26 protein-coding genes are annotated in these 26,332 nt (G+C 64.4%); 11 read left to right on the top strand and 15 right to left on the bottom strand.

What is annotated here, in order from left to right; genetic code table 11:
* Positions 1-28 precede the first annotated feature (28 nt).
* The 6 genes from pilB to yacG all read left to right on the top strand — a co-directional run bounded on the left by pilB (position 29) and on the right by yacG (position 5,421).
* Positions 29-1,720: a type IV-A pilus assembly ATPase PilB gene (gene pilB, locus ACN9MU_RS08085; RefSeq protein WP_426169406.1), complete on the top strand. Its 1,692-nt coding sequence runs from the start codon at positions 29-31 to the stop codon at positions 1,718-1,720.
* Positions 1,721-1,730: 10 nt separating this feature from the next.
* Positions 1,731-2,942, top strand: coding sequence for a type II secretion system F family protein (locus tag ACN9MU_RS08080; RefSeq protein ID WP_426321563.1), 1,212 nt, complete (start codon positions 1,731-1,733; stop codon positions 2,940-2,942).
* Positions 2,943-2,947: 5 nt separating this feature from the next.
* Entirely contained in the window at positions 2,948-3,820 is an 873-nt protein-coding gene (locus ACN9MU_RS08075) for a prepilin peptidase (RefSeq protein ID WP_426344401.1), read from the top strand.
* Positions 3,817-4,419 carry a dephospho-CoA kinase gene (gene coaE, locus ACN9MU_RS08070; protein WP_426321561.1) on the top strand — a complete coding sequence of 201 codons (603 nt, stop codon included), beginning with the start codon at positions 3,817-3,819 and terminating at the stop codon, positions 4,417-4,419. Before ACN9MU_RS08075 ends, coaE begins: the two co-directional genes overlap by 4 nt.
* Before the next feature lie 61 nt (positions 4,420-4,480).
* Positions 4,481-5,236 (top strand): cell division protein ZapD, encoded by a 756-nt coding sequence (gene zapD / locus ACN9MU_RS08065; RefSeq protein WP_426321559.1) that lies wholly within the window; start codon positions 4,481-4,483, stop codon positions 5,234-5,236.
* 5 nt (positions 5,237-5,241) lie between these two features.
* On the top strand, positions 5,242-5,421 hold the full coding sequence (gene yacG / locus ACN9MU_RS08060; RefSeq protein ID WP_426169393.1) for a DNA gyrase inhibitor YacG: 180 nt from the start codon (positions 5,242-5,244) through the stop codon (positions 5,419-5,421).
* A 61-nt stretch (positions 5,422-5,482) separates the two neighbouring features.
* Here yacG and mutT read toward each other — a convergent pair whose 3' ends face one another.
* The 3 genes from mutT to argJ are packed head-to-tail and all read right to left on the bottom strand — an operon-like array spanning position 5,483 to position 7,984.
* Entirely contained in the window at positions 5,483-5,878 is a 396-nt protein-coding gene (gene mutT, locus ACN9MU_RS08055; protein WP_426169391.1) for an 8-oxo-dGTP diphosphatase MutT, read from the bottom strand.
* Positions 5,875-6,741, bottom strand: coding sequence for an ATP-binding protein (locus tag ACN9MU_RS08050; protein ID WP_426321556.1), 867 nt, complete (start codon positions 6,739-6,741; stop codon positions 5,875-5,877). Before ACN9MU_RS08050 ends, mutT begins: the two co-directional genes overlap by 4 nt.
* A gap of 4 nt (positions 6,742-6,745) precedes the next feature.
* Positions 6,746-7,984 (bottom strand): bifunctional glutamate N-acetyltransferase/amino-acid acetyltransferase ArgJ, encoded by a 1,239-nt coding sequence (argJ, locus tag ACN9MU_RS08045; protein ID WP_426169385.1) that lies wholly within the window; start codon positions 7,982-7,984, stop codon positions 6,746-6,748.
* Between the two features lie 248 nt (positions 7,985-8,232).
* Between argJ and ACN9MU_RS08040 the strand changes: the two genes are divergently transcribed.
* From ACN9MU_RS08040 to ACN9MU_RS08030, 3 genes are all read left to right on the top strand, one after another.
* Positions 8,233-9,465, top strand: coding sequence for a porin (locus tag ACN9MU_RS08040; RefSeq protein ID WP_426321554.1), 1,233 nt, complete (start codon positions 8,233-8,235; stop codon positions 9,463-9,465).
* 12 nt (positions 9,466-9,477) lie between these two features.
* Entirely contained in the window at positions 9,478-9,885 is a 408-nt protein-coding gene (locus ACN9MU_RS08035) for a hypothetical protein (RefSeq protein WP_426169381.1), read from the top strand.
* 144 nt (positions 9,886-10,029) lie between these two features.
* Complete coding sequence (locus tag ACN9MU_RS08030) at positions 10,030-12,006, top strand: ATP-binding protein (protein ID WP_426344400.1); 1,977 nt, start codon at positions 10,030-10,032, stop codon at positions 12,004-12,006.
* Here ACN9MU_RS08030 and ureG read toward each other — a convergent pair.
* From ureG to ACN9MU_RS07990, 8 genes are read right to left on the bottom strand one after another with little or no spacing between them, the layout of a single operon-like run.
* On the bottom strand, positions 12,003-12,620 hold the full coding sequence (gene ureG, locus ACN9MU_RS08025; RefSeq protein WP_426169375.1) for an urease accessory protein UreG: 618 nt from the start codon (positions 12,618-12,620) through the stop codon (positions 12,003-12,005). The two genes, ACN9MU_RS08030 and ureG, sit on opposite strands and share 4 nt — an antisense overlap.
* Positions 12,621-12,630: 10 nt before the next feature.
* Complete coding sequence (locus ACN9MU_RS08020; RefSeq protein ID WP_426344876.1) at positions 12,631-13,290, bottom strand: urease accessory protein UreF; 660 nt, start codon at positions 13,288-13,290, stop codon at positions 12,631-12,633.
* Positions 13,291-13,292: 2 nt separating this feature from the next.
* Positions 13,293-13,784: an urease accessory protein UreE gene (gene ureE, locus ACN9MU_RS08015; RefSeq protein ID WP_426169373.1), complete on the bottom strand. Its 492-nt coding sequence runs from the start codon at positions 13,782-13,784 to the stop codon at positions 13,293-13,295.
* Between the two features lie 13 nt (positions 13,785-13,797).
* Positions 13,798-15,498 (bottom strand): urease subunit alpha, encoded by a 1,701-nt coding sequence (gene ureC / locus ACN9MU_RS08010; RefSeq protein ID WP_426169371.1) that lies wholly within the window; start codon positions 15,496-15,498, stop codon positions 13,798-13,800.
* Complete coding sequence (locus ACN9MU_RS08005) at positions 15,498-15,815, bottom strand: urease subunit beta (RefSeq protein WP_426344399.1); 318 nt, start codon at positions 15,813-15,815, stop codon at positions 15,498-15,500. The genes ureC and ACN9MU_RS08005 overlap by 1 nt, the downstream gene beginning before the upstream one ends.
* Positions 15,816-15,822: 7 nt before the next feature.
* Positions 15,823-16,125: an urease subunit gamma gene (locus tag ACN9MU_RS08000; RefSeq protein WP_426169365.1), complete on the bottom strand. Its 303-nt coding sequence runs from the start codon at positions 16,123-16,125 to the stop codon at positions 15,823-15,825.
* A gap of 1 nt (position 16,126) precedes the next feature.
* Positions 16,127-16,969, bottom strand: a complete 843-nt coding sequence (locus tag ACN9MU_RS07995; protein WP_426344398.1) for an urease accessory protein UreD — start codon at positions 16,967-16,969, stop codon at positions 16,127-16,129.
* Positions 16,970-16,980: 11 nt separating this feature from the next.
* Positions 16,981-17,814 carry a nickel transporter gene (locus ACN9MU_RS07990; protein ID WP_426169361.1) on the bottom strand — a complete coding sequence of 278 codons (834 nt, stop codon included), beginning with the start codon at positions 17,812-17,814 and terminating at the stop codon, positions 16,981-16,983.
* A gap of 97 nt (positions 17,815-17,911) precedes the next feature.
* Between ACN9MU_RS07990 and ACN9MU_RS07985 the strand changes: the two genes are divergently transcribed.
* On the top strand, positions 17,912-21,259 hold the full coding sequence (locus ACN9MU_RS07985) for a hybrid sensor histidine kinase/response regulator (protein WP_426169359.1): 3,348 nt from the start codon (positions 17,912-17,914) through the stop codon (positions 21,257-21,259).
* The gene (locus ACN9MU_RS07980) at positions 21,243-22,178 is read left to right on the top strand and encodes a response regulator (RefSeq protein WP_426169356.1); all 936 of its coding nucleotides are present in this window, start codon (positions 21,243-21,245) and stop codon (positions 22,176-22,178) included. Before ACN9MU_RS07985 ends, ACN9MU_RS07980 begins: the two co-directional genes overlap by 17 nt.
* Here ACN9MU_RS07980 and urtE read toward each other — a convergent pair.
* From urtE to urtB, 4 genes are read right to left on the bottom strand one after another with little or no spacing between them, the layout of a single operon-like run.
* The gene (urtE, locus tag ACN9MU_RS07975; protein WP_426323708.1) at positions 22,156-22,854 is read right to left on the bottom strand and encodes an urea ABC transporter ATP-binding subunit UrtE; all 699 of its coding nucleotides are present in this window, start codon (positions 22,852-22,854) and stop codon (positions 22,156-22,158) included. The two genes, ACN9MU_RS07980 and urtE, sit on opposite strands and share 23 nt — an antisense overlap.
* A gap of 7 nt (positions 22,855-22,861) precedes the next feature.
* Positions 22,862-23,641 carry an urea ABC transporter ATP-binding protein UrtD gene (gene urtD / locus ACN9MU_RS07970; protein WP_426169354.1) on the bottom strand — a complete coding sequence of 260 codons (780 nt, stop codon included), beginning with the start codon at positions 23,639-23,641 and terminating at the stop codon, positions 22,862-22,864.
* Positions 23,638-24,750: an urea ABC transporter permease subunit UrtC gene (urtC, locus tag ACN9MU_RS07965; RefSeq protein ID WP_426344397.1), complete on the bottom strand. Its 1,113-nt coding sequence runs from the start codon at positions 24,748-24,750 to the stop codon at positions 23,638-23,640. The genes urtD and urtC overlap by 4 nt, the downstream gene beginning before the upstream one ends.
* A complete protein-coding gene (gene urtB, locus ACN9MU_RS07960) occupies positions 24,747-26,315 on the bottom strand; it encodes an urea ABC transporter permease subunit UrtB (protein WP_426344875.1) in 1,569 nt (522 codons plus the stop codon). Before urtB ends, urtC begins: the two co-directional genes overlap by 4 nt.
* Positions 26,316-26,332 lie beyond the last annotated feature (17 nt).

The raw sequence follows: 26,332 nt of genomic DNA, 5'->3' as shown, positions 1-26,332 counted from the left end.
CCAACCCACCTCGGCGTCTGGTTCCCCTATGTCGGGACTGGCCCGGGCCCTGATGCAAGCGGGGCGTCTTACCCCGCCGCAAGCGGACGCGCTGAACAAGAAGGCTATTGCCGAAAAGTCAACGTTTATTGACGTACTGCTGGCCGGCGGTACCATCAACGCGCGCGACTTGGCCGCCTTCTGTGCCGAAACGTTTGCCTACCCGCTGCTCGACCTGAGCGCCATCAACCCCGAAATCCTGCCGCCCAAGGCCATCGATACCCGCCTGATGGCAACCCAGCGCGTGATTCCGCTGGCCAAGCGCGGCAACAAGATGTCGGTGGCGCTGTCCGACCCGACCAATATCCAGGCCCTGGACCAGATCAAGTTCCAGGCCGAATCGACCGTGGAACCGGTCATTGTGCAGCACGACGTGCTGCTCAAGCTGCTGGAAACCCTGACCAAGAGCTCGACCCAGACCGTCCTCGAGATGACGGGCGACGACGCCGAAATCGAGTTCGCCGAAGAGGAAAGCGCGTCCCAGGCGCAGGGCGCTGGTGCCGACGCCGAGGTGGAAGACGCGCCGATCGTGCGTTTCCTGAACAAGATGCTGATGGATGCGGTCAATATGGGCGCGTCCGACTTGCACTTCGAGCCTTATGAGAAGTTTTACCGCATCCGTTTCCGGGTCGATGGCAACCTGATCGAACACGCCCAGCCGCCGACCTCGATCAAGGACAAGCTGGTGTCCCGCATCAAGGTGCTGTCCAAGCTCGACATCTCGGAAAAGCGCGTGCCGCAGGATGGCCGCATGCGCCTGATCGTGTCGTCCACCAAGACCATCGACCTGCGCGTGTCGACCTTGCCGACCCTGTTCGGCGAAAAGACCGTGATGCGTATCCTGGATGCGACCCAGGCCCAGATGGGCATCGATTCGCTCGGCTACGACCCGGACCAGAAGGAGATCCTGCTGGACGCCGTGCACCGCCCTTACGGCATGGTGCTGGTGACCGGCCCGACCGGCTCGGGCAAGACGGTGTCGCTGTACACCTGCCTGAACATCCTGAACAAGCCCGGCATCAATATCTCGACCGCCGAAGACCCGGCCGAGATCAACCTGCCCGGCGTCAACCAGGTCAACGTCAACGACCGGGCCGGCCTGACCTTCCCGGTGGCGCTGAAAGCTTTCCTGCGCCAGGATCCCGACATCATCATGGTCGGCGAGATCCGTGACCTGGAAACGGCCGACATCGCGATCAAGGCTGCGCAGACCGGCCACATGGTGTTCTCCACCCTGCACACCAATGACGCGCCGTCGACCCTGACGCGCTTGATGAACATGGGCGTCGCGCCCTTCAATATTGCCTCCTCGGTCATCCTGATCACGGCGCAGCGCCTGGCGCGCCGCCTGTGCACCTGCAAGAAGCCGATCGACATCGCTCCGGAGCTGCTGCTGAAAGCGGGCTTCAAGGATGAGGACCTGGATGGCAGCTGGAAACCTTACGGCCCGGTGGGCTGTGAGCGCTGCAACGGCTCGGGCTATAAAGGCCGGGTCGGTATCTACCAGATCATGCCGATCACGCCCGCGATCGAAGCATTGATCCTGGCACACGGCAACGCGATGCAGATCGCGGCGCAATCGGAATCAGAAGGCGTCAAGTCCCTGCGTCAATCGGGCCTGGTCAAGGTCAAGAACGGACTGACCAGCCTGGAAGAAGTGCTGGGCTGCACCAACGAATAGGAAATAGGATATGGCTACTGCGGGCACCGCGAAAGAACAGATATTCACCTGGGAAGGCAAGGACAAGACCGGCAAGACCGTGCGCGGAGAAATGCGCGCCGGTGGCGAAGCCGTGGTCAACGTGACCCTGCGCCGCCAGGGCATCATGGCCACCAAGATCAAGAAAAAGGTCTACCGGACAGGCAAGAAGGTCACCGAAAAGGACCTGACCCTGTTTACGCGCCAGCTTGCGACCATGATGAAGGCCGGCGTGCCGCTGCTGCAGGCCTTCGACATCGTCGGCAAGGGACACTCCAATCCTTCGGTATCGAAACTGGTGCTGGATCTGCGTGCCGACATCGAGACCGGTACCAGCTTGAACATGGCGTTCCGCAAGTACCCACTGTACTTCGATCCGCTGTTCTGCAACCTGGTGGCAGCCGGCGAACAGGCAGGTATCCTGGAAGACCTGCTGACCCGCCTGGCCATCTACAAGGAAAAGACGCTGGCCATCAAGGCCAAGATCAAGTCGGCCCTGACCTATCCGATCGCCGTGCTGGCAGTGGCCTTCATCGTGACCTCCGTGATCATGATCTGGGTGGTGCCGGCCTTCAAGGAAGTGTTCAGCAGCTTCGGCGCCGACCTGCCGGCGCCGACCCTGTTCGTGATGACGATCTCGGATTACTTCGTCAAGTACTGGTACATCATCTTCGGCAGCCTGTTTGCCGGGCTGTATTTCTTCTTCCAGAGCTGGCGCCGTTCGGCAAAGATGCAGGCCACGATGGACCGCCTGCTGCTGAAGGTTCCCGTGTTCGGCGAAGTGATCCGCAAGGCAACTGTAGCCCGCTGGACCCGCACCTTGTCGACCATGTTCGCCGCCGGCGTGCCGCTGGTGGAATCGCTGGATTCGGTGGGCGGCGCTGCCGGCAACAACGTCTACCTGGAAGCGACCAAGAAGATCCAGACCGAAGTCAGCACCGGTACCAGCCTGACCGTGGCCATGCAAAATGCCGACGTGTTCCCGACCATGGTGACCCAGATGGTGGCCATCGGTGAAGAATCCGGTGCGCTCGATGCGATGCTGGGCAAGGTGGCCGACTTCTACGAAGATGAAGTGGACGAGGCGGTCGCCCAGCTGTCGAGCCTGATGGAGCCGATGATCATGGTGGTCCTGGGCGTGGTGATCGGCGGCCTGGTGGTTGCGATGTACATGCCAATCTTCAAACTCGGCTCGGTGGTGTAAGCAGCATGCAAGACGTATTCATGCTGTTCTCGCCGCCAGCAACGCTGGCCGCCGCCCTGGTGGCCGGCATCCTTGGCCTGCTGGTCGGCAGTTTCCTGAACGTGGTGATCCACCGCGTGCCGGTCATGATGCAGCGCGAGGCCGACAAGTTCTGCGCCAGCGAGCGCAATGAACCGGAGCCGCATCCGGAACGCTACAACCTGATGGTGCCGCGTTCGGCCTGCCCGCATTGCGGCCACCAGATCACGGCGCTGGAAAACATCCCGATCATCAGCTGGCTGGTGCTGCGCGGTCAATGCAGCTCCTGCAAGGCGCCGATTTCGGCGCGCTATCCAGCGATCGAGGCCCTGAGCGCCCTGCTGTCGGCCGGCCTGGTGTGGCACTTCGGCTTCGGCTGGACCGGCATGGCCACCCTGGTCTTCGGCTGGCTGCTGATCGCGATGACCTTCATCGACTTCGACACCCAGCTGCTGCCGGACGACCTGACCTATCCGCTGCTGTGGCTTGGCCTGCTGGTCAATGTGAAGGGCATGTTCGTGCCCCTGCAGGATGCCGTGCTGGGCGCAGCCGCCGGTTATATGGCGCTGTGGTCCGTGTACTGGCTGTTCAAGCTGGTGCGCGGCAAGGAAGGCATGGGCTACGGCGACTTCAAGCTGCTGGCCGCGCTGGGTGCCTGGATGGGCTGGCAGATGCTGCCGGCGATTATCCTGCTGTCCTCGGTGGTCGGCGCACTGGTCGGCATCGGCATCATCATCGCCTCGCGCATGGGCTTCGACCACAAGATCCCGTTCGGCCCCTACCTGGCCGGCGCCGGCCTGGCGGCATTGTTCTTCGGCCAGCAGATCACCCCCATCCTGTACGGCCCCGCCCTGACATGACGGCGCGCTTCGTGGTCGGCCTGACAGGCGGCATAGGCAGCGGAAAAAGCCTGGTTGCCAATATGTTTGCCGACCGCGGCGCCAGCATCGTCGACACCGACCAGATTGCCCACACCCTGACCGGGCCCAATGGCGCCGCCATGCCCGACATCCTGGCCGAATTCGGCTCCCACATGGCCGACAGCCGCGGCGCCATGGACCGCGCAAAAATGCGCGAGCTCGTGTTCCGCGAACCGCCAGCCAAGCGCCGGCTGGAAGCCATCCTCCACCCCATGATCCGCGACGCCACCCTGGCCGCGGCTGCCGATGCCAGCGGCGACTACGTGATTCTGGCCATTCCCCTGCTGGTCGAATCCGGCGCCTGGAAGCAGCGCGTCGACCGCGTGCTGGTGATCGACTGCCCGGAAGAAGTCCAGGTGGCGCGCGTGATGGCGCGCAATGGCCTGGCCGAAGACCAGGTGCGGGCCATCATGGCCACCCAGGTACCGCGCGCGGTACGGCTGGCAGCGGCCGACGATGTCATAGACAATGGCGGCAGGATCGAAGCTTTAACCCCTCAAGTAGACCGTTTGCATGGTTTTTATCAGCAATATTTGTAATTTTGCTTCGCATAGTTCAGAATCACGAGATTATTAATAGGTCTTCGACACGAGGGATGCTTTGATCGTTTACGAATATCCTTTCAATGAGCGCATCCGCACCTTGCTGCGCCTGGAGGATCTATACGAGAAGTTCAAGTTCTTCGTGCATCAGGAACACCCGATGCAGCACCACGTCGCTTTGGCCACCATCTTCGACATGCTCGAAGTGGCCGGGCGCGCCGACCTGAAATCCGATCTGCTGCAAGAACTCGAGCGCCAGCGCCAGAGCTTGCTGGGCTACCGCTCCAACCCGAACGTCCAGGCCGAAATGCTGGACGCCATCCTCACCGAACTCGACAGTGTTTCAAGCGCCCTGGTCGCCTCGCAAGGCAAGACCGGCCAGAACGTGCGCGACAATGAATGGCTGATGAGCATCCGCGGCCGCACCATCATCCCGGGCGGCGCCTGCGAATTCGACCTGCCTTCCTATTACGCCTGGCAAAAGCAGCCGGCCGAGAAGCGCTTCAACGACATCGTCACCTGGTTCAACCCGCTGGCGCCGCTGTTCGACGCGCTGGCCCTGGTGCTGCGCCTGCTGCGCGACTCCGGCGCCCCGGTGAAAATGATCGCCAGTGCCGGCAGTTACCAGCAGATGCTGCAAGGCAAGGTCTACCAGATGCTGCGCCTGTCGGTCGACGAAGCGCTGGGCGCGATTCCCGAGATCTCGGCCAACAAATACATGCTGTGGGTGCGCTTTACTTCCCAGGGCGGCGACCTGAAACCCAAGCCGCTGGAAGAAGATGTACCATTCGAGCTCACCCTCTGTAATTTCTAAGCACCATGCCTACTGTCGTTGAATGCCCCACCTGCCATGCCAAGGTAGAGTGGACGGAAGCCAATAAATACCGCCCCTTCTGCAGCGAGCGCTGCAAGATGATCGACCTTGGCGCCTGGGCCGAGGAAAAATACACCATCCCCGGCGCCGCCCCCACCGATCCGCTCGACGAAGAATCAAAATGAAAGTCGGGGTCAGGTCTGGCAATCCGCCAAAATGGCGGATTGCCAGACCTGACCCCGACTTTTAATACCGTACTTTGTCTAACCACTCCAGCAATGGAATCGTGGCGGGCAGCAGCGGTTCGACGCCTACCGTTCCCTGCCAGGCGAAGGCCTGGCCTTCCAGGCTTTGCGGCTCGCCGCTCCATTCGCGGCTGATGAAGAAATGCAGCCGCACGTGGGCGTGCGGGTAGACGTGCTCGACGCCGCACCATTCTTCCGCACTCTGGATATGGATGCCCAGCTCCTCAACAAATTCGCGCTTGAGCGCTTCCAGGATGGTCTCGCCCGGGTCGACCTTCCCGCCCGGGAATTCCCAGTAGCCGGCGTAGGGCTTGCCTTCAGGGCGCTGTCCAAGCAGGACGTCGCCATTGGGCTGCATCAGGATGCCGACTGCGACATCGATCGGGCGCGCAGTCATTTCAATCTCCCTGCGTAATCGCGTGCAAACTGCCAGGCCACGCGGCCGGAGCGCGAACCGCGCTGCAACGCCCATTGCAGGGCCTCGGCGCGGGCGTCGGCGATCTGCGGCACGCTGCAGCCGAAGGCGGCCAGCCAGTGCGCCACGATGCCCAGGTAGTCGTCCTGCTTGAACGGGTAGAAGGACAGCCAGAGGCCGAAGCGCTCGGACAGCGAAATCTTTTCTTCCACCGTTTCGCCCGGATGCAGGTCGCCATCATCGTCATGCGTGTAGGTGGCATTGTCGGACATACGCTCGGGCATCAGGTGGCGCCGGTTGGAGGTGGCGTAAATCAGCACGTTGTCGATCACGGCCGACACCGAGCCATCCAGCGCCACCTTCAGCGCCTTGTAACCGCTCTCCCCTTCCTCGAACGACAGGTCGTCGCAGAACACCACGAAGCGCTCCGGGCGGCCTGCTACCAGGTCCATGATGTCGGGCAGGTCGTGCAGGTCGGCCTTGTCGACTTCGATCAGGCGCAGGCCTTGCGGCGCGAACGCCGCCAGGCACGCCTTGATCAGCGAAGACTTGCCGGTGCCGCGCGCGCCGGTCAGCAATACGTTGTTGGCGGGCTTGCCCTCCACGAACTGGCGCGTGTTCTGTTCGATCTGCGCCTTCTGGCGGCCAATGTGCTGCAAGTCGTCAAAGGCGATTTTCGCAGGGCGCGGCACAGGCTGGAGAAAGCCGGTGTGGCCCCGCTTGCGCCAGCGGAAGGCGGTGGAGGCCAGCCAGTCCGGCGCTGCGGCGGCAGGCGGCATGATGGCTTCCACGCGCGCCAGCAATGCCTCGGCGCGCTTGAGGAATTGGTCGAGTTGGTGCGACATCCGCTCAGGAACGGTAGTCGGCGTTGATCGACACGTAGTCGTGTGACAGGTCGCAGGTATAGACCGTGGAAGCGGCGGTGCCGCGCGCCAGCTTCACACGCACGGTGATCTCGCTTTGCTTCATCACGCGCTGGCCGTCTTCTTCCTTGTAGTCCGGGTTGCGGCCGCCGTCCTTGGCCACCCATACGTCATCCAGGTAGAGGTTGATCTTGCTGACATCCAGGTCGTCCACGCCGGCGTAGCCGATGGCGGCCAGGATGCGGCCCAGGTTAGGGTCGGACGCGAAGAAGGCTGTCTTCACCAGCGGCGAGTGGCCGATCGAGTAGGCGATCTTGCGGCATTCGGCGGTGTCCTTGCCGTCTTCCACGGTGATGGTCATGAACTTGGTGGCGCCTTCGCCGTCGCGCACGATCGCTTGCGCCAGGAATACCGACAGTTCGGTGACGGCAGCGGCCAGCGCCTTGTATTCAGGCGAATCGACGGAGTCCACCACCAGGGTGCCGGCGCCGGTGGCAACCAGCATGAAGGAGTCATTGGTCGAGGTGTCGCCGTCGATGGTGATGCAGTTGAAGGACTTGTCGGCCGCTTCCTTGACCAGCACGTCCAGCACCGGCTGCGATACCTTGGCGTCGAAGGCCAGGTAGCCCAGCATGGTGGCCATGTTCGGCTTGATCATGCCCGCGCCTTTGGAAATGCCGGTCATGGTGACCTTGTGGCCGGCGACATCGACCGTGCGCGAACCGGCCTTGGGCTGGGTGTCGGTGGTCATGATCGCTTCGGCGGCGTTGAACCAGTTGTCCAGCTTGAGGTTCTGGATGGCTTTCGGCAGGCCTGCCACGATTTTTTCGACTGGCAGCGGCTCCAGGATCACGCCGGTGGAAAACGGCAGGATCTGCTGCGCATCGCAGCCCAGTTCCTTGGCCAGCGCCGCGCAGGTGGTGCGCGCGTTGGCCAGGCCCGATTCGCCGGTGCCGGCGTTGGCATTGCCGGTATTGATCATCAGGGCGCGGATCGGCTTGCCGCCGGCTTTCACGGCCGCCAGGTTTTCCTTGGAAATCTGCACAGGCGCGGCGCAGAAGCGGTTCAGCGTGAATACGCCGGACACGGTGGCGCCATCGGCCAGCTTCAGGACCAGCACGTCCTTGCGGCCCGGCTTCTTGATGCCAGCTTCGGCATAGCCAAGCTCGATACCGGCAACCGGCTTCAGGTCAGCGGCAACTGGGATAGGGGAATTGACGGCCATGTTTTCTTCTCAATCTTGATAGGGAACGAAGCTGTTATTTTAAACGCACGCGCATTTCAGTGCGCAGTGCAATAACGCCAATCAAAGAACTCAAAAACCCCACAGTTTCTAGAAGCTGCTCTCTATTTGTGCAGGTTCCAATTCAATTTGGTGCAATTTTAGTTTATTCTAGGAAACTGCCATAAACAAAATGGCACGACTTTGGTGCGCTGCACTATCAATAAAATAACATTCGATCGGATCACTTCATGAAGAAACAGCTTCTCGCCGCCGCCATGCTGGCTGCTACCAGCATGATGGCTCAGGCCGGTACCCTGGGCGACGGCAACCTGAGCATCAGTGGCTTTGGCACCCTGGGCGTGGCCAAGACCAACTCCGATGACGCAAAATTCGCACGCTACAACCAGGCTGCAGGCACCGGCGACTCCCCGCGCATCGGCCTGGACAGCAACCTGGGCCTGCAAGCCACCTACACCTTCAACGAGAGCCTGTCGGGCACCGTGCAGGTACTGACCCGCAAGAATACCAGCCAGCAGTTCACCACCGACCTGACCTGGGGCTTCCTGAAGTACAAGCTGAACGACGAGACCAACGTGCGCCTGGGCCGCGTGGTGCTGCCTGCCTTCCTGATCTCGGACTACCAGAACGTCGGCTACGCCAACACCATGATGCGCCCGCCGATCGAAATGTACGGCCAGGCTCCGATCGAAAACATGGACGGTGCTGACGTCAACTGGCAGCATGCCTTCGGCGACACCAACGTCACCGTGCAAGGCTTCGGCGGCGTGAGCCGCGGCAAGCTGTACATCCCGACCGGCGGCGGTTCGGTCGCCAAACACCAGTCGCCGGTGTTCGGCGCTGCAGTGACCGCCGAATACGGCCCGTTCACCGCCCGCCTGGCGCACGCCCGCGCCAAGATCGAAGTCAACAACCTGGCCCCGATCAACGCCCTGACCGACGGCCTGGCCGCGACCAAGGTGCCGGCCGCGGTCCAGCTCGCCGACGACCTGACCCTGCGCGGCGGCAAGAAGATGAGCTTCACCGAAATCGGCCTGACGATGGACTGGAAGAACATCGTGCTGCAAGCCGAGTACGCCCAGCGCCGCGCCCACGAGCCGGTCTACATCCCTGAGACCAACTCGGGCTACATCATGGCCGGCTACCGCTTCGGCAAAGTGCTGCCTTACTACGCCCATGCTTACTACAAGGGCCACGGTTCGTCCGTAACCGTGCCGACCGTGCCTGCCGCCCATCCGCTGGCTGCAACCTTCGGCGCCGTGCGCGGCCTGCTGGTGTCGCCTGAACAGAAATCCGACCTGGTCGGCATGCGTTGGGACTTCGCCAAGTCGCTGGCCCTGAAAGTGCAGATCGACCACGTCAAGCCACAAGTCAAAGGCGGCTCCCTGATCCTGCCTTCCGGCGTGCCAACTTACAGCAACAGCGTAAACGTCTATGCCGCCGGCATCGACTTCGTGTTCTAAGGAGCTACGGCCATGAAAAAAATCCTCTGCGCCCTCCTCGCCTCGGCACTGGCTGCCGCAGCCCTGCCTGCTTCGGCCGAAATCGTCGTGATCGTCAACAAGGACAATCCGGCCTCGCGCATGTTCTCGGAACAGGCGTCCCAATTCTTCCTCGGCAAATCGGCCATGTTCACCCCGGTGGACCAGGCTGAAGGCTCCAAGATCCGCACCGACTTCTACCAGAAAGTCGCCGAAAAGGACCCTGCCCAGGTGAAAGCCATCTGGTCCAAGCTGGTATTTACCGGCAAGGCCACGCCACCGAAGGAATTCAAGTCCAACGCCGAGGTGAAAAAAGCCGTGGCGGACGATCCGAAAGCCATCGGCTACATCGACAAATCGGCTGTCGACGACAGCGTCAAGGTCATCCTGACCCTGCCATAAGCCGAACAAGCTTTACTGCGCCTGCTACGCGCCAACGCCGCCCCGCAACAGCCGGGCGGCGTTTTTTTTAAATTTCGGCAACTTTCACTAATGAAGGGATACAATGTCCCGATAATCAAAAATCAACAAAGCTGGGGGCATAACTTGAAGCTTTCGCTGCGCGCGAAATTCCTGCTGCTGAGCGCTTTCGTCCAGGCCGTAGTGGTGGCCCTGTTGATCGGCAACAGCTTGCGCCTGATGACCAACGCCGTCAGCCGCAACGCCGACCGCGTCGCCCACGAATATGCCATCAACCTCAACCTCACGCTGACGCCCTATGCCAGCAGCGGCCGCCTGGGCGAATTGCGCAGCTACTGGTCGGAAATGCTGTCCGACCCGCGCGACAGCTTCCTGCGCTATATCGTGATCCTTGATGCTTCCGGCGAAACGGTGCTGGAAGCGGGCGAGCGGCCAGACTTCATGCCGGAAGCGCTGCGCCAGGCCCAGTTGGGCGGCGGCGTGCGCACCTCCGTCGACGGCAACCTGCTGCACGCGCAAGCGCCGCTGCTGTTGAAGGATAACCAGGTGGGCATGCTGCACTTCGGCCTTTCCACCGTCGACCTTGTAACGGCGCGCGACGACGTGCTGCGCCAGGGCGGCCTGATCGCCCTGCTCGGTTTCGCACTGGCCCTGCTGCTGTTCTTCGCCATGACGCGCGGCGTCGGCAAACGCCTCGCTGCCCTGGCGCGCCATTCGGAACATCTGGCGGAAGGCCAGTTCAGCCAGTTGCCCGAGAGCGGCGGCGACGAACTGGAAGTAGTAACGCATTCGCTCAACCTCATGAGCGCCGCGCTGCGCGAACGCATCGCCCAGCTCGAAGAATCGCAGCGTCGCTTGCGCGAATCCGAAGAACGCTTCCGCACCCTGTTCGACATGACCCCGCTGCCGCTGTCGGTATCGGACCAGGAAGGCCGCATCATCGCCGCCAACCAGGCCCTGGCTCGCACCTTCGGCACGCCGCTGCACGAACTGATTGGCAGGCGTTCGGATGAAGTGACGTTCTGGGCCTCGCCCAACGAGCGCCAGCGCATCTGGAACGAGTACCGCCTGCATGGCGTGGTGCGCGGCGAGCTGGCCGATGTGATGTTGCCTGACGGCGGGCCGGGACAGGTGGCGATCTGGTCGTCCTCGCTGCTCCTGGATGGCAAGCACGCCATCATCTGGGCTTTGCTGGACCTGACGCAGGAGATGAAGGCCAAGCAGCAATTGCGCGAATTGAACGATGCACTGGAGTCGCGGGTGCGCGAACGCTCAGCCGCGCTGGAGCAGGCAAATCGCGACCTGTCACATGCGCTGGAGACCTTGCAGCGCACCCAGCACGACCTGATCGCAGCTGAAGAGATGGCCTCCCTCGGCTCGCTTGTGGCGGGCATCGCGCATGAATTGAATACGCCGATCGGCAACAGCCTGTTGGCCTCCACCGCGCTGGACGACCGCGTGAAGGAATTCAAACTGTCGGTGGCTGACGGCTCGGTGCGGCGCTCTACGTTGAATCATCACCTGGAAGAGGTACAGCTTGCATGCGGCCTGATTTCCAGTTCGCTCGAGAAAGCAGCGTCCCTGATCGCTTCCTTCAAGCAGATTGCCGTGGACCAGACCAACGACCAGCGCCGCCGCTTCCGCCTGCAGGCAGTCGCGCTCGACACCGCCGCGACCTACATGCCGCGCCTGCGCCGCAGTGCAATCCAGATGGAAGTCGACGTGCCGCCGGAACTGGAACTCGATTCTTATCCGGGCAGCGTGTACCAGGTCTTCAACAACTTGATCAACAACGCCCTGATGCACGCCTTTGAAGGCCGCACCAGCGGCCACCTCCGACTATCCGCCCGTACTGTCGAAGACGGGCAGGTCGAAATCGTGTTTCGCGACGATGGCGCCGGTATGTCGGAAGAAGTCCAGCGCAAAGTCTTCGATCCATTCTTCACCACCAAAATGGGCAGTGGCGGCACCGGCCTTGGCATGAACATCGTCTACAACATCGTCACCGGCGTGATGGGCGGGCGCATCGCGATCGAGTCGGCCCCCGGCGAGGGAGCCACGGTTCGCATCTCGCTGCCGGCCAGCTCACCGCAAAGGGACTAGCGCGGCATGCCCAGCAAACCCTGTTCGCGAATGAAGCCAACCACTTCCTGCACGCCCTGCCCGCTGCGCAAATTGGTGAACACGAAAGGGCGTTCGCCCCGCTGCCGTGCGGCGTCACGCGCCATGATGTCCAGGTCTGCGCCTACGTGCGGCGCCAGGTCCGTCTTGTTGATGATCAGCAGGTCGGAGCGCGTGATGCCGGGCCCGCCCTTGCGCGGAATCTTTTCGCCGCCCGCCACATCGATGACATACAAGGTCAGGTCCGACAGCTCCGGACTGAAGGTCGCGGCAAGATTGTCGCCCCCGGATTCGACCAGGATCAAGTCGAGCGACGGGAAATCCGCCTGCAAGCGTGCAATCGCCTCCAGGTTGATCGAAGCGTCCTCGCGGATCGCGGTGTGCGGGCAGCCGCCCGTTTCCACGCCCATCAAGCGCTCCGGCGGCAGCGCCTGTGCGCGCAGCAGGATCTCCATGTCTTCGCGGGTGTAGATGTCATTGGTGATCACAGCCATGTCGTAATTGTCGCGCATCGCTTTGCACAGCATTTCGCACAGGGCGGTCTTGCCGGAGCCGACCGGGCCGCCGATGCCGACGCGCAGGGGATTGGATGCCATGGTAATTCCTTTATGAACGGTAAAGCCTGCCGTGCTGCACTTCGTGCCGCATCGACAGCAGGGAAAGCCCGGGCGCCCAGTTGGACATGTCCGCATCGTCCAGCGCTTGCGCAATACGGGCCGCTTCTTCGATCTCGGGTCGCAGCGACAGCAGCAGCCGCTGGCCAGCCACCTGCCCGAGCGGGATGGATTTGACGCACACCAGCACCTGGTTCTCGGCCCAGCCGAACAGCATGGCCAGCAGCGCCGCCTCGTGCGGCACGCTCAGCGCATGCACGGCCCGGGCCAGCGCGGCGAGATAGGCTTCCTCGCCTTCGGCGGCCGGCGCCAGCTCCAGTTCGGCCAGCAGGCGCGCCAGCGAAAAGCCCATCTGCACCGACTCCGCGCGCAGTTCCGCCGTGTCGCGCGAGGCCAGGCAGCGCTCGGCCCAGCACGCTGCAGCCGCCGCATCGCCTGCCGCGTGGGCGCGCAGCAGACGCCAGAACAGTGGCGCGTCCCAGCGCGCCAGCACTTCGTGCAGCATGCTGCTCATCCAGGCGCGCGCCGTGGCCGCATCGTGCACGCTGCCATCCTCCAGCGCCGCCTCCAGGCCTTGCGAATAGCTGTAGGCGCCAACCGGCAGCGCCGGGCTGGCGAATTGCAGCAGATGCAGCAGCGCCTTCGCTTCCATCCTCATGCGTCCGCAGGACGATGGATCTTCTGCCGCAACGGCACCGGGGCCAGCGGGTGGCCGTGCCCATGCCCGCCGGAATAGGCGCCGGCCTCCGGCTCGAAGGCCGCCAGGTCTTCCGTGACAATCGCACCCAGCCCGGCCAGCATATCGCGCAGCACGGGATCGACGCGGATGCGCAGGAAGCCGTCGCCCACCTCCACCTGGCTATGGCGGTTGCCAAGGTGGAAGGCGCAGCGCAGCAGACCGTGGGCATCGGCGGCGCGCACGGTGTACACCGGCTCCGCAGCCGCGTGCACGCGCGCCACGAAGCCGGTTTCACCGGTCAGCAGGTCGCCCTCGCGCAGCACCGTGCCGCGCGCAGTGAACAGGGCGATCTCTTCGCCCGACACCAGGCGCGCGCGCTGACGGCACTTCTCGCGCTGGTCGTAAGTCAGTACCAGCTCACCGTCGACGCGGTCGGCGGCGGCCAGTTTGGTGTGCAGGGTCTGCATGGTCTTCGCTTTCTCAGAACAGGAAATAGCGCTGCGCCATCGGCAGCACCGGCGCGGCTTCGCACACGAGCAACTGGCCGTCGGCGCGCACTTCATAGGTTTCGGGGTCGACCTCCATGTGCGGGGTCGCGCCGTTGTGGACCATATCGGCTTTGCGCAGCTGGCGGGTGGCGCGCACCGGCACCACGCGCTTGGCAAGTCCGAGGCGTTGCGCCACGCCCGCCTCGAACGCCGCCTGCGACACGAAAGTCAGCGACTTTTTCAAGCCGCCGCCAAAGGCGCCGAACATCGGGCGCATGTATACGGGCTGCGGCGTGGGAATCGAGGCGTTGGGATCGCCCATCTGGGCACAGGCGATCATGCCGCCTTTCAGCACCAGGGACGGCTTGACGCCGAAGAAGGCCGGCCGCCACAGCACCAGGTCGGCCAGCTTGCCCACTTCAAGCGAGCCAACTACATGCGAAATGCCATGGGCGATGGCAGGATTGATGGTGTACTTGGCCACGTAGCGCTTGACGCGCGTGTTGTCGTTGCGTCTGTCGTCGCCGGGCAGCGGGCCGCGCTGCACTTTCATCTTGTGCGCCGTCTGCCAGGTGCGCATGATGACTTCTCCCACCCGCCCCATGGCCTGCGAGTCGGACGACATCATCGAGATCGCCCCCAGGTCGTGCAGGATGTCTTCGGCCGCAATGGTTTCGCGGCGGATGCGCGATTCCGCAAATGCCACGTCTTCCGCGATGGCGGCGTCCAGGTGGTGGCACACCATCAGCATGTCCAGGTGCTCGTCCAGCGTGTTGACGGTGAATGGGCGGGTCGGGTTGGTGGACGAGGGCAGCACATTCGACTGGCCAACCGCCGCGATAATGTCCGGCGCATGGCCACCCCCCGCTCCTTCGGTATGGAAGGTGTGGATGGTACGGTCCTTGAACGCCGCCAGCGTCGCTTCCAGGAAGCCGCCCTCGTTCAGCGTGTCGGTATGGATGGCGACCTGCACGTCCATGCGGTCGGCCACCGACAGGCAATTGTCGATCGCCGCCGGTGTGCTGCCCCAGTCCTCATGCAGCTTCAAACCAATGGCGCCCGCCTCGACCTGCTCTTCCAGCGGGCGCGGCAGGCTTACATTGCCCTTGCCCAGGAAGCCCAGGTTCATGGGGAAGGCGTCTGCCGCCGCCAGCATGGCGTGGATGTGCCACGGGCCGGGCGTGCAGGTGGTGGCTGCCGTGCCGACGGCTGGCCCGGTGCCGCCGCCGATCATGGTGGTCACCCCCGACGCCAGCGCTTCTTCGATTTGTTGCGGGCAGATGAAATGGATGTGCGTGTCGACCCCGCCGGCGGTGACGATCATGCCTTCGCCCGCAATGATCTCGGTGGCGCCGCCGATGGCCATGGTGACGCCCGGCTGGATGTCCGGGTTGCCGGCCTTGCCGATGGCGGCGATCTGGCCGTCTTTCAGGCCGATATCGGCTTTCACGATGCCCCAGTGGTCGAGGATCACGGCATTGGTAATCACCGTGTCCATCACGTCCCGGTGCGGCAACTGGGATTGTCCCATGCCGTCGCGGATCACCTTGCCGCCCCCGAACTTCACTTCTTCGCCGGGAATGGCGTAGTCATGTTCGATCTCGATAAACAGTTCGGTGTCGGCCAGGCGGAGGCGGTCGGCCGTGGTCGGCCCGAACATTTCCGCATAGGCGCGGCGCGAAATCCGGGCCATTATCCCTCCCCGTCCAATGCGCCCATCACCAGGGCGTTGAAGCCGTACACGTGGCGCGTGCCGGCCAGCGCGACCAGCTGCACCGTGCGGCGCTGGCCGGGCTCGAAGCGCACGGCGGTGCCGGCGGCGATATCGAGCCGCATGCCGCGTGCCTGCGTGCGGTCGAACTGCAGGGCCGCGTTGACCTCGAAAAAATGGAAATGCGACCCGACCTGCACCGGCCGGTCGCCGCTATTGGCCACCACCAAGGTGCAGCCGGCGCGGCCGGCGTTGAGGGTGATGTCGCGTTCTTCAAGCAGGTATTCGCCAGGTATCATGCCGTCCTCAGACGATGGGGTGGTGGACGGTGACCAGCTTGGTCCCGTCGGGAAAGGTTGCTTCGACCTGGATGTCGGAGATCATTTCGGGCACGCCCTCCATCACCTCGTCGCGCGCCAGCACCTGGGCGCCCTCGGCCATCAGCTGGGCCACGGTCTTGCCGTCGCGCGCTCCCTCCAGGATGGCCGCGCTGATCAGGGCCACGGCTTCCGGGTAATTGAGCTTGAGGCCGCGCGCGCGGCGGCGTTCGGCCAGCAGCGCGGCGGTGAACAGCAGCAGTTTGTCTTTTTCGCGTGGAGAGAGATCCATATCAGGTATTCCATATCCGGAGTTCGGTTGCAGGGCGCTCCATCCAGTACGGGCGCATGGTTTGCCAGGCCAGCGCCATCAGCTTGCGCGCCTGTTCGGCATCGTGGCCCAGGTAGCGCAACACCAGCACGGATTTGAGCGCGCTCGCGCCCAGCGCCGGATCCAGCGCGCGCAACTGCGCAAGGAGCGCAGCGTCGGCGGCACGTCCCGCTGCCAGCAAGGTGGCGCAGACCGTCGCGCCACCCAGTACAAGCGGACTTTGCATGGCGCTGCTGCCGCCGTGCAGCACGCCCTGGTCCCACCACAGCAGGCGTCCGGCCTGGCGCACCTCGAGGTGCTGGTGCACCGTGCCGCGCGCATAGCGCTCGCCGCTGGCGCTGCGGCCAAAGCACAGGACGTCGCAGCCAAGGTAGCGCGCGCCGGCGGCAAGGTCGACCTCGTGCGCCAGATGCGCATCCGTGGCATCGAAGAAGATGGTTTCCTGCGGCAGCCATTCCACGCGCGCATCCGGCCCAGCCACGATCCTGACCCGCTGCCTCGCCGGCTTGCCATTGGCGCGGTACCACTTGGCGGCGCCCGGCGTGGTCAGCAGGGCATGCGATCCGGCGCTGGCCGTGATGTCGATGGATAGCTCGTCACCGCCCGCAATGCCAGCCGGTGGATGCAGCAAGATGTTGTGGCAGACGGCTTCCCCTTCCGGATAGAGGGCTTTTTGCACGCGCAAGGGACCGCTGTGAGCGCGCTGCACCAGCCGCGTTGCAGCGCCAGCGCGCGCATAGCCCAGCGCCAGGCTGGCGCGCCACGACGCGGGAGAAAGGGCGGCAGCGGGAAGGTCCATGCGCATGACGGCCACCACTATCCGAGGGAGGCGTCGGTACGCGCAGCCGCGCGCAGCCGCGCCATGGCCACGGCCATCAGGAAGCTGCCGGCCAGCAATGCCACCAGTGCCGCACCGAGGGCCAGCTGCTTGCCATCGCTCCATGTGCCGATGGCCGGCGATGACAGCTTCAGCACGCCGAAACCCGCCACCAGGAAACTCAGGCCGGCCACCACCCAGCCCATGATGCGCGAGGCCAGCACTGCCGTCTCGCCGCTACGGCGCAGCAGGCGCGCAATCCAGACCCCATGCACGCCATCGGCCACCAGCATCCCCAGCGTAAACAGCACGCCCAGCAACAATGCATGCCGCCAGCCGCCGAACTCGGTGGCTGCCACGGCAAACAGGCTGGCCTGGCTGATGGTGTCGAACGACAAGGCGAACAAGGCGCCCACCAGTGCCACCCCGCCCGGTCCCGATGCGGCGGCCAGCCGTCCCAGGAAGCGGCCTTTCAAGCCCGCCGGCGCGACCATCTGCCCGCGAGGCGCGCCAAGCAGCGCCTGCACATTCAACAGTCCCAGGCCGATCAGGCAGGCGATCGAGACCCAGGCGCCGCACAGCTCAAGCCAGGCCGGCGGCTGCCAGTGCCCCGCCAGTGTGCTGAGCGCCACCGCGATGGCCATGACGACCGCGCCGTGGCCCAGGGAAAACCAGGCGCCACACTGGCGCGCCAGGCGTGGCCGTGCCGCCATGTTCCAGCGGGCCAGCCCGTCGATCGTCGCCAGGTGGTCAGCGTCGAAGCCGTGCCTCAAGCCAAGGCTGAGCACCAGCAAACAAAGTCCAATCAAATTGTCGGGAAGGGTATCGGCCATGCTCCTCAATAAGCAAGACGCATACCAGTTGAAACAGGGGTTCAGATGGGCATAGTAATTGCATTAATGCAGTAGCCAGCACGAATCCCGCAAACCCATGAACACGCCTGCACCAAACCTGGAAAGCCCACGCACCAAAACGGTTCAGCGCATCGTCAAGATCCGGCGCGACTACAACACCTGGGTTGCCAATGAAACCATCGAAGACTACGCGCTGCGCTTCACGCCACGCGCGTTTCGCAAATGGTCCATTTTTCGCGTCGCCAATACCGCCTTTGGTGCGATCGCCTTCCTGGTGCTGGAAGCGATCGGCGGCACGCTGGCCGTGCACTACGGCTTTATCAACGCCTTCTGGGCCATCCTGGCTGTCAGCCTGATCATCTTCCTGACCGGCCTGCCGATCAGCTATTACGCGGCGCGCCACGGGGTGGACATGGACTTGCTGACCCGCGGCGCCGGCTTTGGCTACATCGGCTCCACCATTTCATCGTTCATCTACGCTTCCTTTACCTTCATCCTGTTTGCGCTGGAAGCGGCCATCATGGCCTACGCGCTGGAACTGTATTTCGGCCTGCCCCTGTGGCTCGGCTACCTGGCCAGCGCCCTGGCGGTGGTCCCCTTGGTAACGCATGGCGTGACCCTGATCAGCCGCATCCAGATGGTGAGCCAGCCACTCTGGCTGCTGCTGATGGCGCTGCCCTTCGTCGCCATCGCTTGCAAGCGCCCAGACCTTCCCGGCCAATTGCTCCAGTTCTCCGGCAGCGATCCGGCCAATGCCCATTTCAACACCCTGGCCTTTGGCGCCGCCACCGCCGTTGGCGTGGCCCTGATCCCGCAGATCGGCGAACAGGTCGACTTCCTGCGCTTCATGCCGCCGCCCGGAAAGCAGCGTTTGCGCTGGCACCTTGGCGTGCTGGCCGCGGGACCTGGCTGGACCGTGGTCGGCGCCCTGAAAATGCTGGCCGGCGCCCTGCTCGCACTGCTCGCGCTGCAAGGCGGCGCCAGCCTGGCGCAGGCGGTCAACCCGACCCACATGTACCTGGCCGGGTTCAGCCTGGTCGGCGCAGGCCCGGTCCTGGCCTTGCTGGCCACGGTGGTGTTCGTGGTGGTGTCGCAGATCAAGATCAATATGACGAATGCCTATGCCGGTTCGCTGGCCTGGTCGAATTTCTTCGCGCGCCTGACCCACAGCCATCCCGGGCGCGTGGTGTGGGCCTGCTTCAATGCCTTGATTGCCGTGCTGCTGATGGAACTGAACGTGTTCCAGGCGCTGGACCAGGTGCTCGGCCTGTTCTCCAATATCGCCATCGCCTGGATCGCCGCCGTGGTGGCCGACCTGGTCATCAACAAGCCGCTCGGGCTGAGCCCGGCCGGCATCGAATTCCGCCGCGCCTACCTGTACGATATCAATCCGGTCGGCGTCGGCGCCATGCTGCTGGCCTCCCTGCTGTCAGTGGCCGCCTTCACCGGCCTGTTCGGCGCCACGGCCCGCGCCTTTTCAGCCTTCATCGCGCTCGCCACGGCCTTCGCCGCCGCGCCGGCCATTGCCTACCTCACCGGCGGCCGCTATTACCTTGCGCGCCAGGCGGCTGCGGCGCACAGCAATACCTGCAGCATTTGCGAGAAGGACTACGAAGCGGAAGACATGGCGCATTGCCCAGCCTACCAGGGGCCGATCTGCTCGCTCTGCTGCTGCCTCGACGCGCGCTGCGATGATGCATGCAAGCCGCACGCGCGCCTTGCCGTGCAATGGCAGGCAGCGATGCGTTGGCTGCTGCCCAGGTCGGCCTGGCCTTACCTGGTCAGCGGGCTGGGCTACTACCTGCTCCTCATGACCCTGACCCTGCTCTTCCTGGCTGGCCTGTTAGGACTGCTCTACCTGCATGAGGCAGCGGCCCTGGTGCAAGCCGGGCAGGCGCAGTTGCTGGCGCCACTGCGCCTGGCCTTCCTCAAGATCTTCGGCGCGCTGCTGCTGGTCAGCGCCATCGTCGCCTGGTGGCTGGTACTGAACCGCGAAGGGCGCCGCGTGGCGCAGGAAGAAGCGCAGCAGGCGCGGAAGCTGGCCGACCAGGCCAACCAGGCCAAGAGCCGCTACATCGCCGGCATCAGCCATGAGATCCGCACTCCCCTCAACAGCATCCTCGGCTATGCGCAACTGCTGCAGAACGACCCGGCCATGCCGCCGCACCGGCAGCAGGCCATCCGTGTCATCCGCGGCAGCGGCGAGCACCTGCTGTCACTGATCGAAGGCACGCTCGACATCGCCCGCATCGAAGGCGGCCGCCTGAGCGTCGACCTGCGACCGCTGGATTTCGCCACCTTCGTCGCGCAGCTGGTGCAGATGTTCGAACAGCAGGCCGCCAGCAAGGGGCTGGCCTTCCGTTACGAGGTGCAGGGCAGCCTGCCGGCGGTGGTGCGCGCGGACCGCAAGCGGCTCGGCCAGATCCTGATCAACATCCTCGGCAATGCGGTCAAGTTCACCAGCCAGGGCAGTATTGTCTTCCGACTGCGCTACCAGCGCGACATGGCGCATTTCGAAGTGGAGGACAGCGGCCCCGGCATCCTGGAGCACGAGCTGGAACGCATCTTCGAGCCCTTCGCGCGCGGCAGCGCCGGCGATGCCGCCAACTGCGGCGGCACCGGTCTCGGCCTGCCGATCAGTAAACTGCTGACGGAGCTGATGGGCGGCGAACTGACAGTACGCAGCGCGCCGGACACAGGCAGTGTCTTCAGCGTGCGCCTGCTGCTGCCACGCTTGCACGCCGAGGCGCCGGAGCCCGATACCGCCCCGCTCCAGCGCAACGGGTACGCCGGAGCTCGCCGCCGCATCCTGGTGGTCGACAATGACCGCAATGACCGCGAGCTGCTGGCGGACATATTGACGCCGCTCGGCTTCATCGTCGGTCAGGCCGCCTCTGGCCAGGAGTGCCTGCAAAGTTACGCCGGCTTCGCTCCCGACCTGATCCTGATGGACCTGGCCATGCCTGGCATGGACGGTTGGGAGGCCAGCCACCTGCTGCGCACCGAACACGCTTGTACGGTGCCGATCGGCATCGTCTCGGCCAATGCCTACGACAAGGGCTTGCCCAACCCGGCCGGCATTGGCGCCGACGATTTTTTCACCAAGCCGGTGCAACTGGCCGAACTGCTGGACTGGATCGGGCGCCGCTTGCAGCTGGACTGGCTGGCGCCGGAAACGGCAGCCGCCAGCGCCTCGCCGTCCGGCCGACCGCAGTTGCCCTCGCCCGCCCAGCTTGCTCCCTTGCGCGCCCAGGTCAAGGCCGGCTACATGCGCGGCATCAAGCAGCAGCTGGACGTCATCGCCGCGCTCGGCGAACCGTACCGGCATTTTGTCGACATCATGCGAGACCACGCGCAGCGCTTCGAACTGGAAGCGATGGCGCGCTTGCTCGAACGGGGAGCATCCCATGCCACAAACGATTGAGCGCCCACCAGGCCAACTGGTGCTGGTAGTTGACGATATGCCCGAAAACCTGGCCGTGCTGCACGACGCGCTGGATGAATCGGGGTATTCCGTCGTAGTCGCCAACAATGGCGCCACCGCACTGGAACAGGCCAATGCCTTGGTGCCCGACGTCGTGCTGCTGGATGCGGTCATGCCCGGCATGGACGGCTTCGAAGTCTGCCGCCGCCTGAAAGCGGACCTGCAGACCCGCGCCATCCCGGTGATCTTCATGACGGGGCTGACGGAGAGCGAACATGTGGTGGCGGCATTCCAGGCCGGCGGCAGCGACTATGTCACCAAGCCGGTGCGACAGAACGAGATGCTGGCGCGCATCCGCGCCCACACGCAGAATGCACGCCTGGTGAGCCAGGCCCGCAGCGCCCTCGACGCCTTCGGCCACGCCGTGCTGGCGGTCGATCCGGAAGAACGCATCATCTGGCAAACCCCGCTGGCGCGGCAATGGCTGGACATCTACTTCCCGGCCCAGGCGAAATCAACGCTGCCGCCGCAGGTATCGCCCTGGCTGCAACGCGCCGTGCGGGCACGCTCCGCCGGCGAGGAAGCGGCCGCACTGGTCATCGCCCAAGGCACGCGGCGCCTGATCTTCACGCTTGGCGAGGCGGACGAAGCGGTCCAGTGGAGCGTGGTGCTGCGGGAGGAGGCGGACGACGCCTTGGTGCAGTCGCTGATGGCCAGGCACCGCCTGACCCAGCGCGAAGCCGAAGTGCTGCACTGGGTCAGCAAGGGAAAGACCAACCGCGACATCGGCGACATCCTCGGCACCAGTCCCCGTACCGTCAACAAGCACCTGGAGCATGTGTTTGCGAAACTGGGCGTGGAGACGCGCACTGCCGCGGCCGCGCTGGCGGTGTCCTCTAGACCGACAGGTGGCGGGTAACGTCGTCGCTCGCCATCTGCGCCTGGCTGCCGGCCGCCACCACTTCGCCGCGCGACAGCACGACGAAATGGTCGGCCAGTGCGTGGGCGAAATCGAAGTACTGTTCGCAAAGGAGGATGGCGATGTCGCCGCGCTGGCGCAGCAGCCGGATCACGCGTTCGATATCCTTGATGATGGACGGCTGGATGCCTTCGGTCGGTTCATCCAGGATCAGCACCTGCGGCCGTTGCAGCATGGCGCGGGCAATGGCCAGCTGCTGTTGCTGGCCGCCGGACAGGTCTCCGCCCCGCCGCTGCAGCATTTCCTTCAGCACGGGAAACAGCTCGAAGACTTCACCGCTGATGTTCGCAGCCTCGCGCCGCGGCAGCCTGGCCATTCCCATGCGCAGGTTCTCCTCCACCGTCAGGCGTGCAAAGATTTCCCGGCCTTGCGGTACATAGGCAATGCCGGCCGCCGCGCGCGCATGGGGCGGCAGGCGCGTGATGTCGCGCCCGGCGAGTTGCACGGTGCCGCCAGCCACCGGCAGCACGCCCATCAGGCATTTCAGCAGCGTGGTCTTGCCCACGCCATTCCGGCCCAGCAGCGCCAGGCACTCCCCGCGCGCCACCTGCAGCGAGACGCCGCGCAAGGTATGGGAAGAGCCGTAATACTGGTTCAGGTTTTCGGCTTGCAGCATCATCGTCCTAGCGTCCCAGGTAGACTTCGATCACCCGTTCATCGGCCTGCACTTCGTCCATGCGCCCCTGCGCCAGCACCGCGCCTTCGTGCAGCACCGTCACCTTGCCGCCCTGGGCGATTTCGGCCACGAAGCCCATATCGTGCTCCACCACTACGATGGAATGCTTGCCGCGCAATTCATCCAGCAATTCCGCGGTGCGCGCCGTTTCGGCGTCGGACATGCCGGCCACCGGCTCGTCGAGCAGGATCAATTGGGGATCCTGGATCAGCAGCATGCCGATTTCCAGCCATTGCTTCTGGCCGTGCGAGAGCAGCCCGGCCTGGCGCTGCGCCTGCCCTTCCAGGCGGACCTGGCGCAGGATGGCGTCGATCTTGTCGCGCTGTTCGCCGCCCAGGCGCGCGAACAGCGTGGGCCGCACGCGCTTGTCCATCTTCATGGCCAGCTCCAGGTTCTCGAATACCGTGTGCGAATCGAAGACCGTAGGCCGCTGGAATTTGCGGCCGATGCCGGCTTGCGCGATCTGGTATTCCGTCAGCGCCGACAAATCGAGGCGCTGGCCGAACCATGCGCTGCCGGAGCTGGGGCGCGTCTTGCCGGTGATGACATCCATCATCGTGGTCTTGCCGGCGCCATTGGGGCCGATAATGCAGCGCAATTCGCCCACGGAGATATCGAGACTGAGCTTGTTCAGGGCGCGAAAACCGTCGAATTCGACCGTCACGTCCTCCAGGTAGAGAATGGCGCCATGGCTGGTGTCCAGCCGATTGTCTTGCGCGACCTTCATGCCACCTCCTCCAGTTCCTGCCTAGGCGCCTGTGCAGCGCGTCGGGGGCGCCGCGGCAGGCGCAGTCCCAGCAGGCCTTTCTGCATCAGCAGCGTCACCAGGATGAACAACAGCCCGAGGGCAAACAGCCACAGGTCCGGGAAGGCAGCGGTAAACCAGCTTTTCAGGCCATTCACGGTGAAAGCGCCGAGGATCGCGCCCAGCAAAGTGCCGCGCCCTCCGACCGCCACCCAGACCACCATTTCGATCGAGTTGGCCGGCGACATTTCCGACGGATTGATGATGCCCACTTGCGGTACGTACAGCGCGCCGGCAATCGCGCACAGGACTGCCGACAGGGTCCAGACAAACAGCTTGAACCACAGCGGGTTATAGCCGATGAACATCAGGCGCGCTTCCGAATCGCGTACGGCCTGCAGCACACGGCCAAGGCGCGAGGCCACGATCCAGCGGCAAAGCAGCAGGGCGCCCACCAGGCACCCCAGTGTCGCCAGGTACAGCACTGCCTTGGTGGCCGGCGCCGTGATGCTGTAGCCGAGGATGCGCTTGAAATCGGTGAAACCGTTGTTGCCGCCGAAGCCGGTATCGTTGCGGAAGAACAGCAGCATGAAGGCATACGTCAGGGCTTGCGTAATGATGGAAAAATACACGCCCTTGATGCGCGAACGGAAAGCGAAGTAGCCGAACACGAAGGCCAGCGCGCCCGGCACCAGGACCACCAGCGCCAGGCAGTACCAGAAACTGTCCGTCATGGCCCAGTACCAGGGGAGCTCCTTCCAGTCGAGGAAGACCATGAAGTCGGGCAGAGCGCTCTGGTACACGCCGTCGCGGCCGATGGCGCGCATCAGGTACATGCCATGCGCATAGCCGCCCAAGGCAAAGAACAGGCCATGGCCCAGCGACAGGATGCCGGTGTAGCCCCACACCAGGTCGAGCGCCAGCGCCGCCATGGCATAGCACATGAATTTGCCGGCCAGCCCGACCAGGTAATCCGGCACATGCAGCGCATGTCCAGGCGCGAAGGCGAGGTTGCATGCCGGCAGCAAGGCTGCCAGCACCACCAGGCACGCGAGAGCGCACCAGGCGCGGCGGGAAAACAGCTTGTTCATTCAACGCTCCTGCCTTTGACAGCGAACAGCCCTTGCGGCCGGCGCTGGATGAAGATGATGATGAAGGCGAGGATGGCGATCTTGGCCAGGACGGCGCCCGCCACCGGCTCCAGTAATTTGTTGGCTTCACCAAGCCCCAGGGCGGCAATCACGGTGCCGGCCAGTTGGCCGACGCCGCCCAGCACCACCACCATGAACGAATCGATGATGTAGGACTGTCCGAGGTCCGGCCCCACATTTCCCAGCTGCGACAAGGCTACGCCCCCCAGCCCCGCAATGCCGGAGCCCAGCCCGAAAGTCAGCATGTCGATGCGGCCTGTCGGCACGCCAACGCAGCCCGCCATGCGCCGGTTCTGCATGACGGCACGTACGAACAGGCCCAGGCGGGTGCCATTCAGCAGCAGCCAGACGCCGGCCGTCACCAGCACGGCAAACACGATGATCGCGATGCGGTTGTAAGGCAGCACGAGCGATCCGAGTACCGTCATGCCGCCCGACATCCAGGCCGGATTGGCCACTTCCACGTTCTGCGCGCCGAACAGGGTGCGCACGGCCTGCATCAGCACAAGGCTGATGCCCCAGGTCGCCAGCAAGGTCTCCAGCGGGCGTCCGTACAGCCAGCGGATCACCGTGCGTTCCAGCGCCATGCCCACCAGCGCCGCCACGGCGAATGCAGCAGGCAGCGCCGCCAGCAGGTACAGCTCGACCGCCTGCGGCAAGTAGTGGCGGAACAGCGATTGCACCAGGTAAGTCGTATAGGCGCCGATCATCAGCAATTCGCCGTGCGCCATATTAATGATGCCCATCAGGCCGAAGGTAATGGCCAGCCCCAATGCCGCCAGCAGCAGTACGCTGGCCAGCGACATGCCATAAAACAGGTTGCCGACCAGCTCAGTGCGCGCTTGCCTGGCGTCGATCGCCTTCACGGCGTCCGTTAGCGCCAGGCGAACGGCGGCATCAGATTCGGCGGATGGCTGCTCCAGCCTGGCCTGCAGCGGCGCGCGCTGCGCGCTGCCGCCCAGTTCACCCAACTGGCGCGCGGCTGCGGCACGTTCGCCAGCCTGCGGCGCCTGCAAGCTGGCCAGGGCCAGCAACAGTTGCAGCGCCGATCGCGTTTGCCCGTCCTGCTCACCCTGCAGGGCGCGCTGCACCAGCGCCACCTGGGCCGGGTCCAATTCCTGGCCCAGCAAGGCACGCGCGGCCACCAGGCGCTGTGCCGTCCCGGGTGCCAGCAGATCCATGCCCGACAGGGCCGTCTCGATGGCGGCGCGCAGGCGGTTATTGACGACAATGACCGACGCACCTTCTGGCGCTGGCGCCGACGGCGCAAGGCTGGCCACCCGCCCGTCGGGCAAAAGGTACAAGGCATCGTCCTTCAAAGCACGCAGTACGTCCGCCGCTTCCGGCGTGCCGAGCGCGCCGATGGCAGCGACTGCCGCCACCCGCGCGTCGGGATCGTCGCCAGCCAGCGGCTGCAGCATGGCTGGCGCAATGGCCGCCGGCGCGGCCCCGGCAAGCAGGTAAAGCGCAATGCCAGCCAGCAGCCGGCGCACAGCGGAATACATCATGGGGAAGTCTCCAG

This window comes from Pseudoduganella sp. R-32, assembly GCF_049913245.1.
In the GTDB taxonomy this organism is placed as follows: domain Bacteria; phylum Pseudomonadota; class Gammaproteobacteria; order Burkholderiales; family Burkholderiaceae_D; genus Rugamonas.
The sequence above is the reverse complement of the archived record's forward strand: the minus strand, read 5'-3'. Positions and strand labels throughout refer to the sequence as shown.

Coding starts and splice junctions, on each gene's coding strand:
- pilB (WP_426169406.1), top strand. CDS start 29: ATGTCGGGACTGGCCCGGGCCCTGATGCAAGCGGGGCGTCTTACCCCG.
- ACN9MU_RS08080 (WP_426321563.1), top strand. CDS start 1,731: ATGGCTACTGCGGGCACCGCGAAAGAACAGATATTCACCTGGGAAGGC.
- ACN9MU_RS08075 (WP_426344401.1), top strand. CDS start 2,948: ATGCAAGACGTATTCATGCTGTTCTCGCCGCCAGCAACGCTGGCCGCC.
- coaE (WP_426321561.1), top strand. CDS start 3,817: ATGACGGCGCGCTTCGTGGTCGGCCTGACAGGCGGCATAGGCAGCGGA.
- yacG (WP_426169393.1), top strand. CDS start 5,242: ATGCCTACTGTCGTTGAATGCCCCACCTGCCATGCCAAGGTAGAGTGG.
- mutT (WP_426169391.1), bottom strand. CDS start 5,878: ATGACTGCGCGCCCGATCGATGTCGCAGTCGGCATCCTGATGCAGCCC.
- ACN9MU_RS08050 (WP_426321556.1), bottom strand. CDS start 6,741: ATGTCGCACCAACTCGACCAATTCCTCAAGCGCGCCGAGGCATTGCTG.
- argJ (WP_426169385.1), bottom strand. CDS start 7,984: ATGGCCGTCAATTCCCCTATCCCAGTTGCCGCTGACCTGAAGCCGGTT.
- ACN9MU_RS08040 (WP_426321554.1), top strand. CDS start 8,233: ATGAAGAAACAGCTTCTCGCCGCCGCCATGCTGGCTGCTACCAGCATG.
- ACN9MU_RS08035 (WP_426169381.1), top strand. CDS start 9,478: ATGAAAAAAATCCTCTGCGCCCTCCTCGCCTCGGCACTGGCTGCCGCA.
- ureG (WP_426169375.1), bottom strand. CDS start 12,620: ATGGCATCCAATCCCCTGCGCGTCGGCATCGGCGGCCCGGTCGGCTCC.
- ACN9MU_RS08020 (WP_426344876.1), bottom strand. CDS start 13,290: ATGGAAGCGAAGGCGCTGCTGCATCTGCTGCAATTCGCCAGCCCGGCG.
- ureE (WP_426169373.1), bottom strand. CDS start 13,784: ATGCAGACCCTGCACACCAAACTGGCCGCCGCCGACCGCGTCGACGGT.
- ureC (WP_426169371.1), bottom strand. CDS start 15,498: ATGGCCCGGATTTCGCGCCGCGCCTATGCGGAAATGTTCGGGCCGACC.
- ACN9MU_RS08005 (WP_426344399.1), bottom strand. CDS start 15,815: ATGATACCTGGCGAATACCTGCTTGAAGAACGCGACATCACCCTCAAC.
- ACN9MU_RS08000 (WP_426169365.1), bottom strand. CDS start 16,125: ATGGATCTCTCTCCACGCGAAAAAGACAAACTGCTGCTGTTCACCGCC.
- ACN9MU_RS07995 (WP_426344398.1), bottom strand. CDS start 16,969: ATGCGCATGGACCTTCCCGCTGCCGCCCTTTCTCCCGCGTCGTGGCGC.
- ACN9MU_RS07990 (WP_426169361.1), bottom strand. CDS start 17,814: ATGGCCGATACCCTTCCCGACAATTTGATTGGACTTTGTTTGCTGGTG.
- ACN9MU_RS07985 (WP_426169359.1), top strand. CDS start 17,912: ATGAACACGCCTGCACCAAACCTGGAAAGCCCACGCACCAAAACGGTT.
- ACN9MU_RS07980 (WP_426169356.1), top strand. CDS start 21,243: ATGCCACAAACGATTGAGCGCCCACCAGGCCAACTGGTGCTGGTAGTT.
- urtE (WP_426323708.1), bottom strand. CDS start 22,854: ATGCTGCAAGCCGAAAACCTGAACCAGTATTACGGCTCTTCCCATACC.
- urtD (WP_426169354.1), bottom strand. CDS start 23,641: ATGAAGGTCGCGCAAGACAATCGGCTGGACACCAGCCATGGCGCCATT.
- urtC (WP_426344397.1), bottom strand. CDS start 24,750: ATGAACAAGCTGTTTTCCCGCCGCGCCTGGTGCGCTCTCGCGTGCCTG.
- urtB (WP_426344875.1), bottom strand. CDS start 26,315: ATGTATTCCGCTGTGCGCCGGCTGCTGGCTGGCATTGCGCTTTACCTG.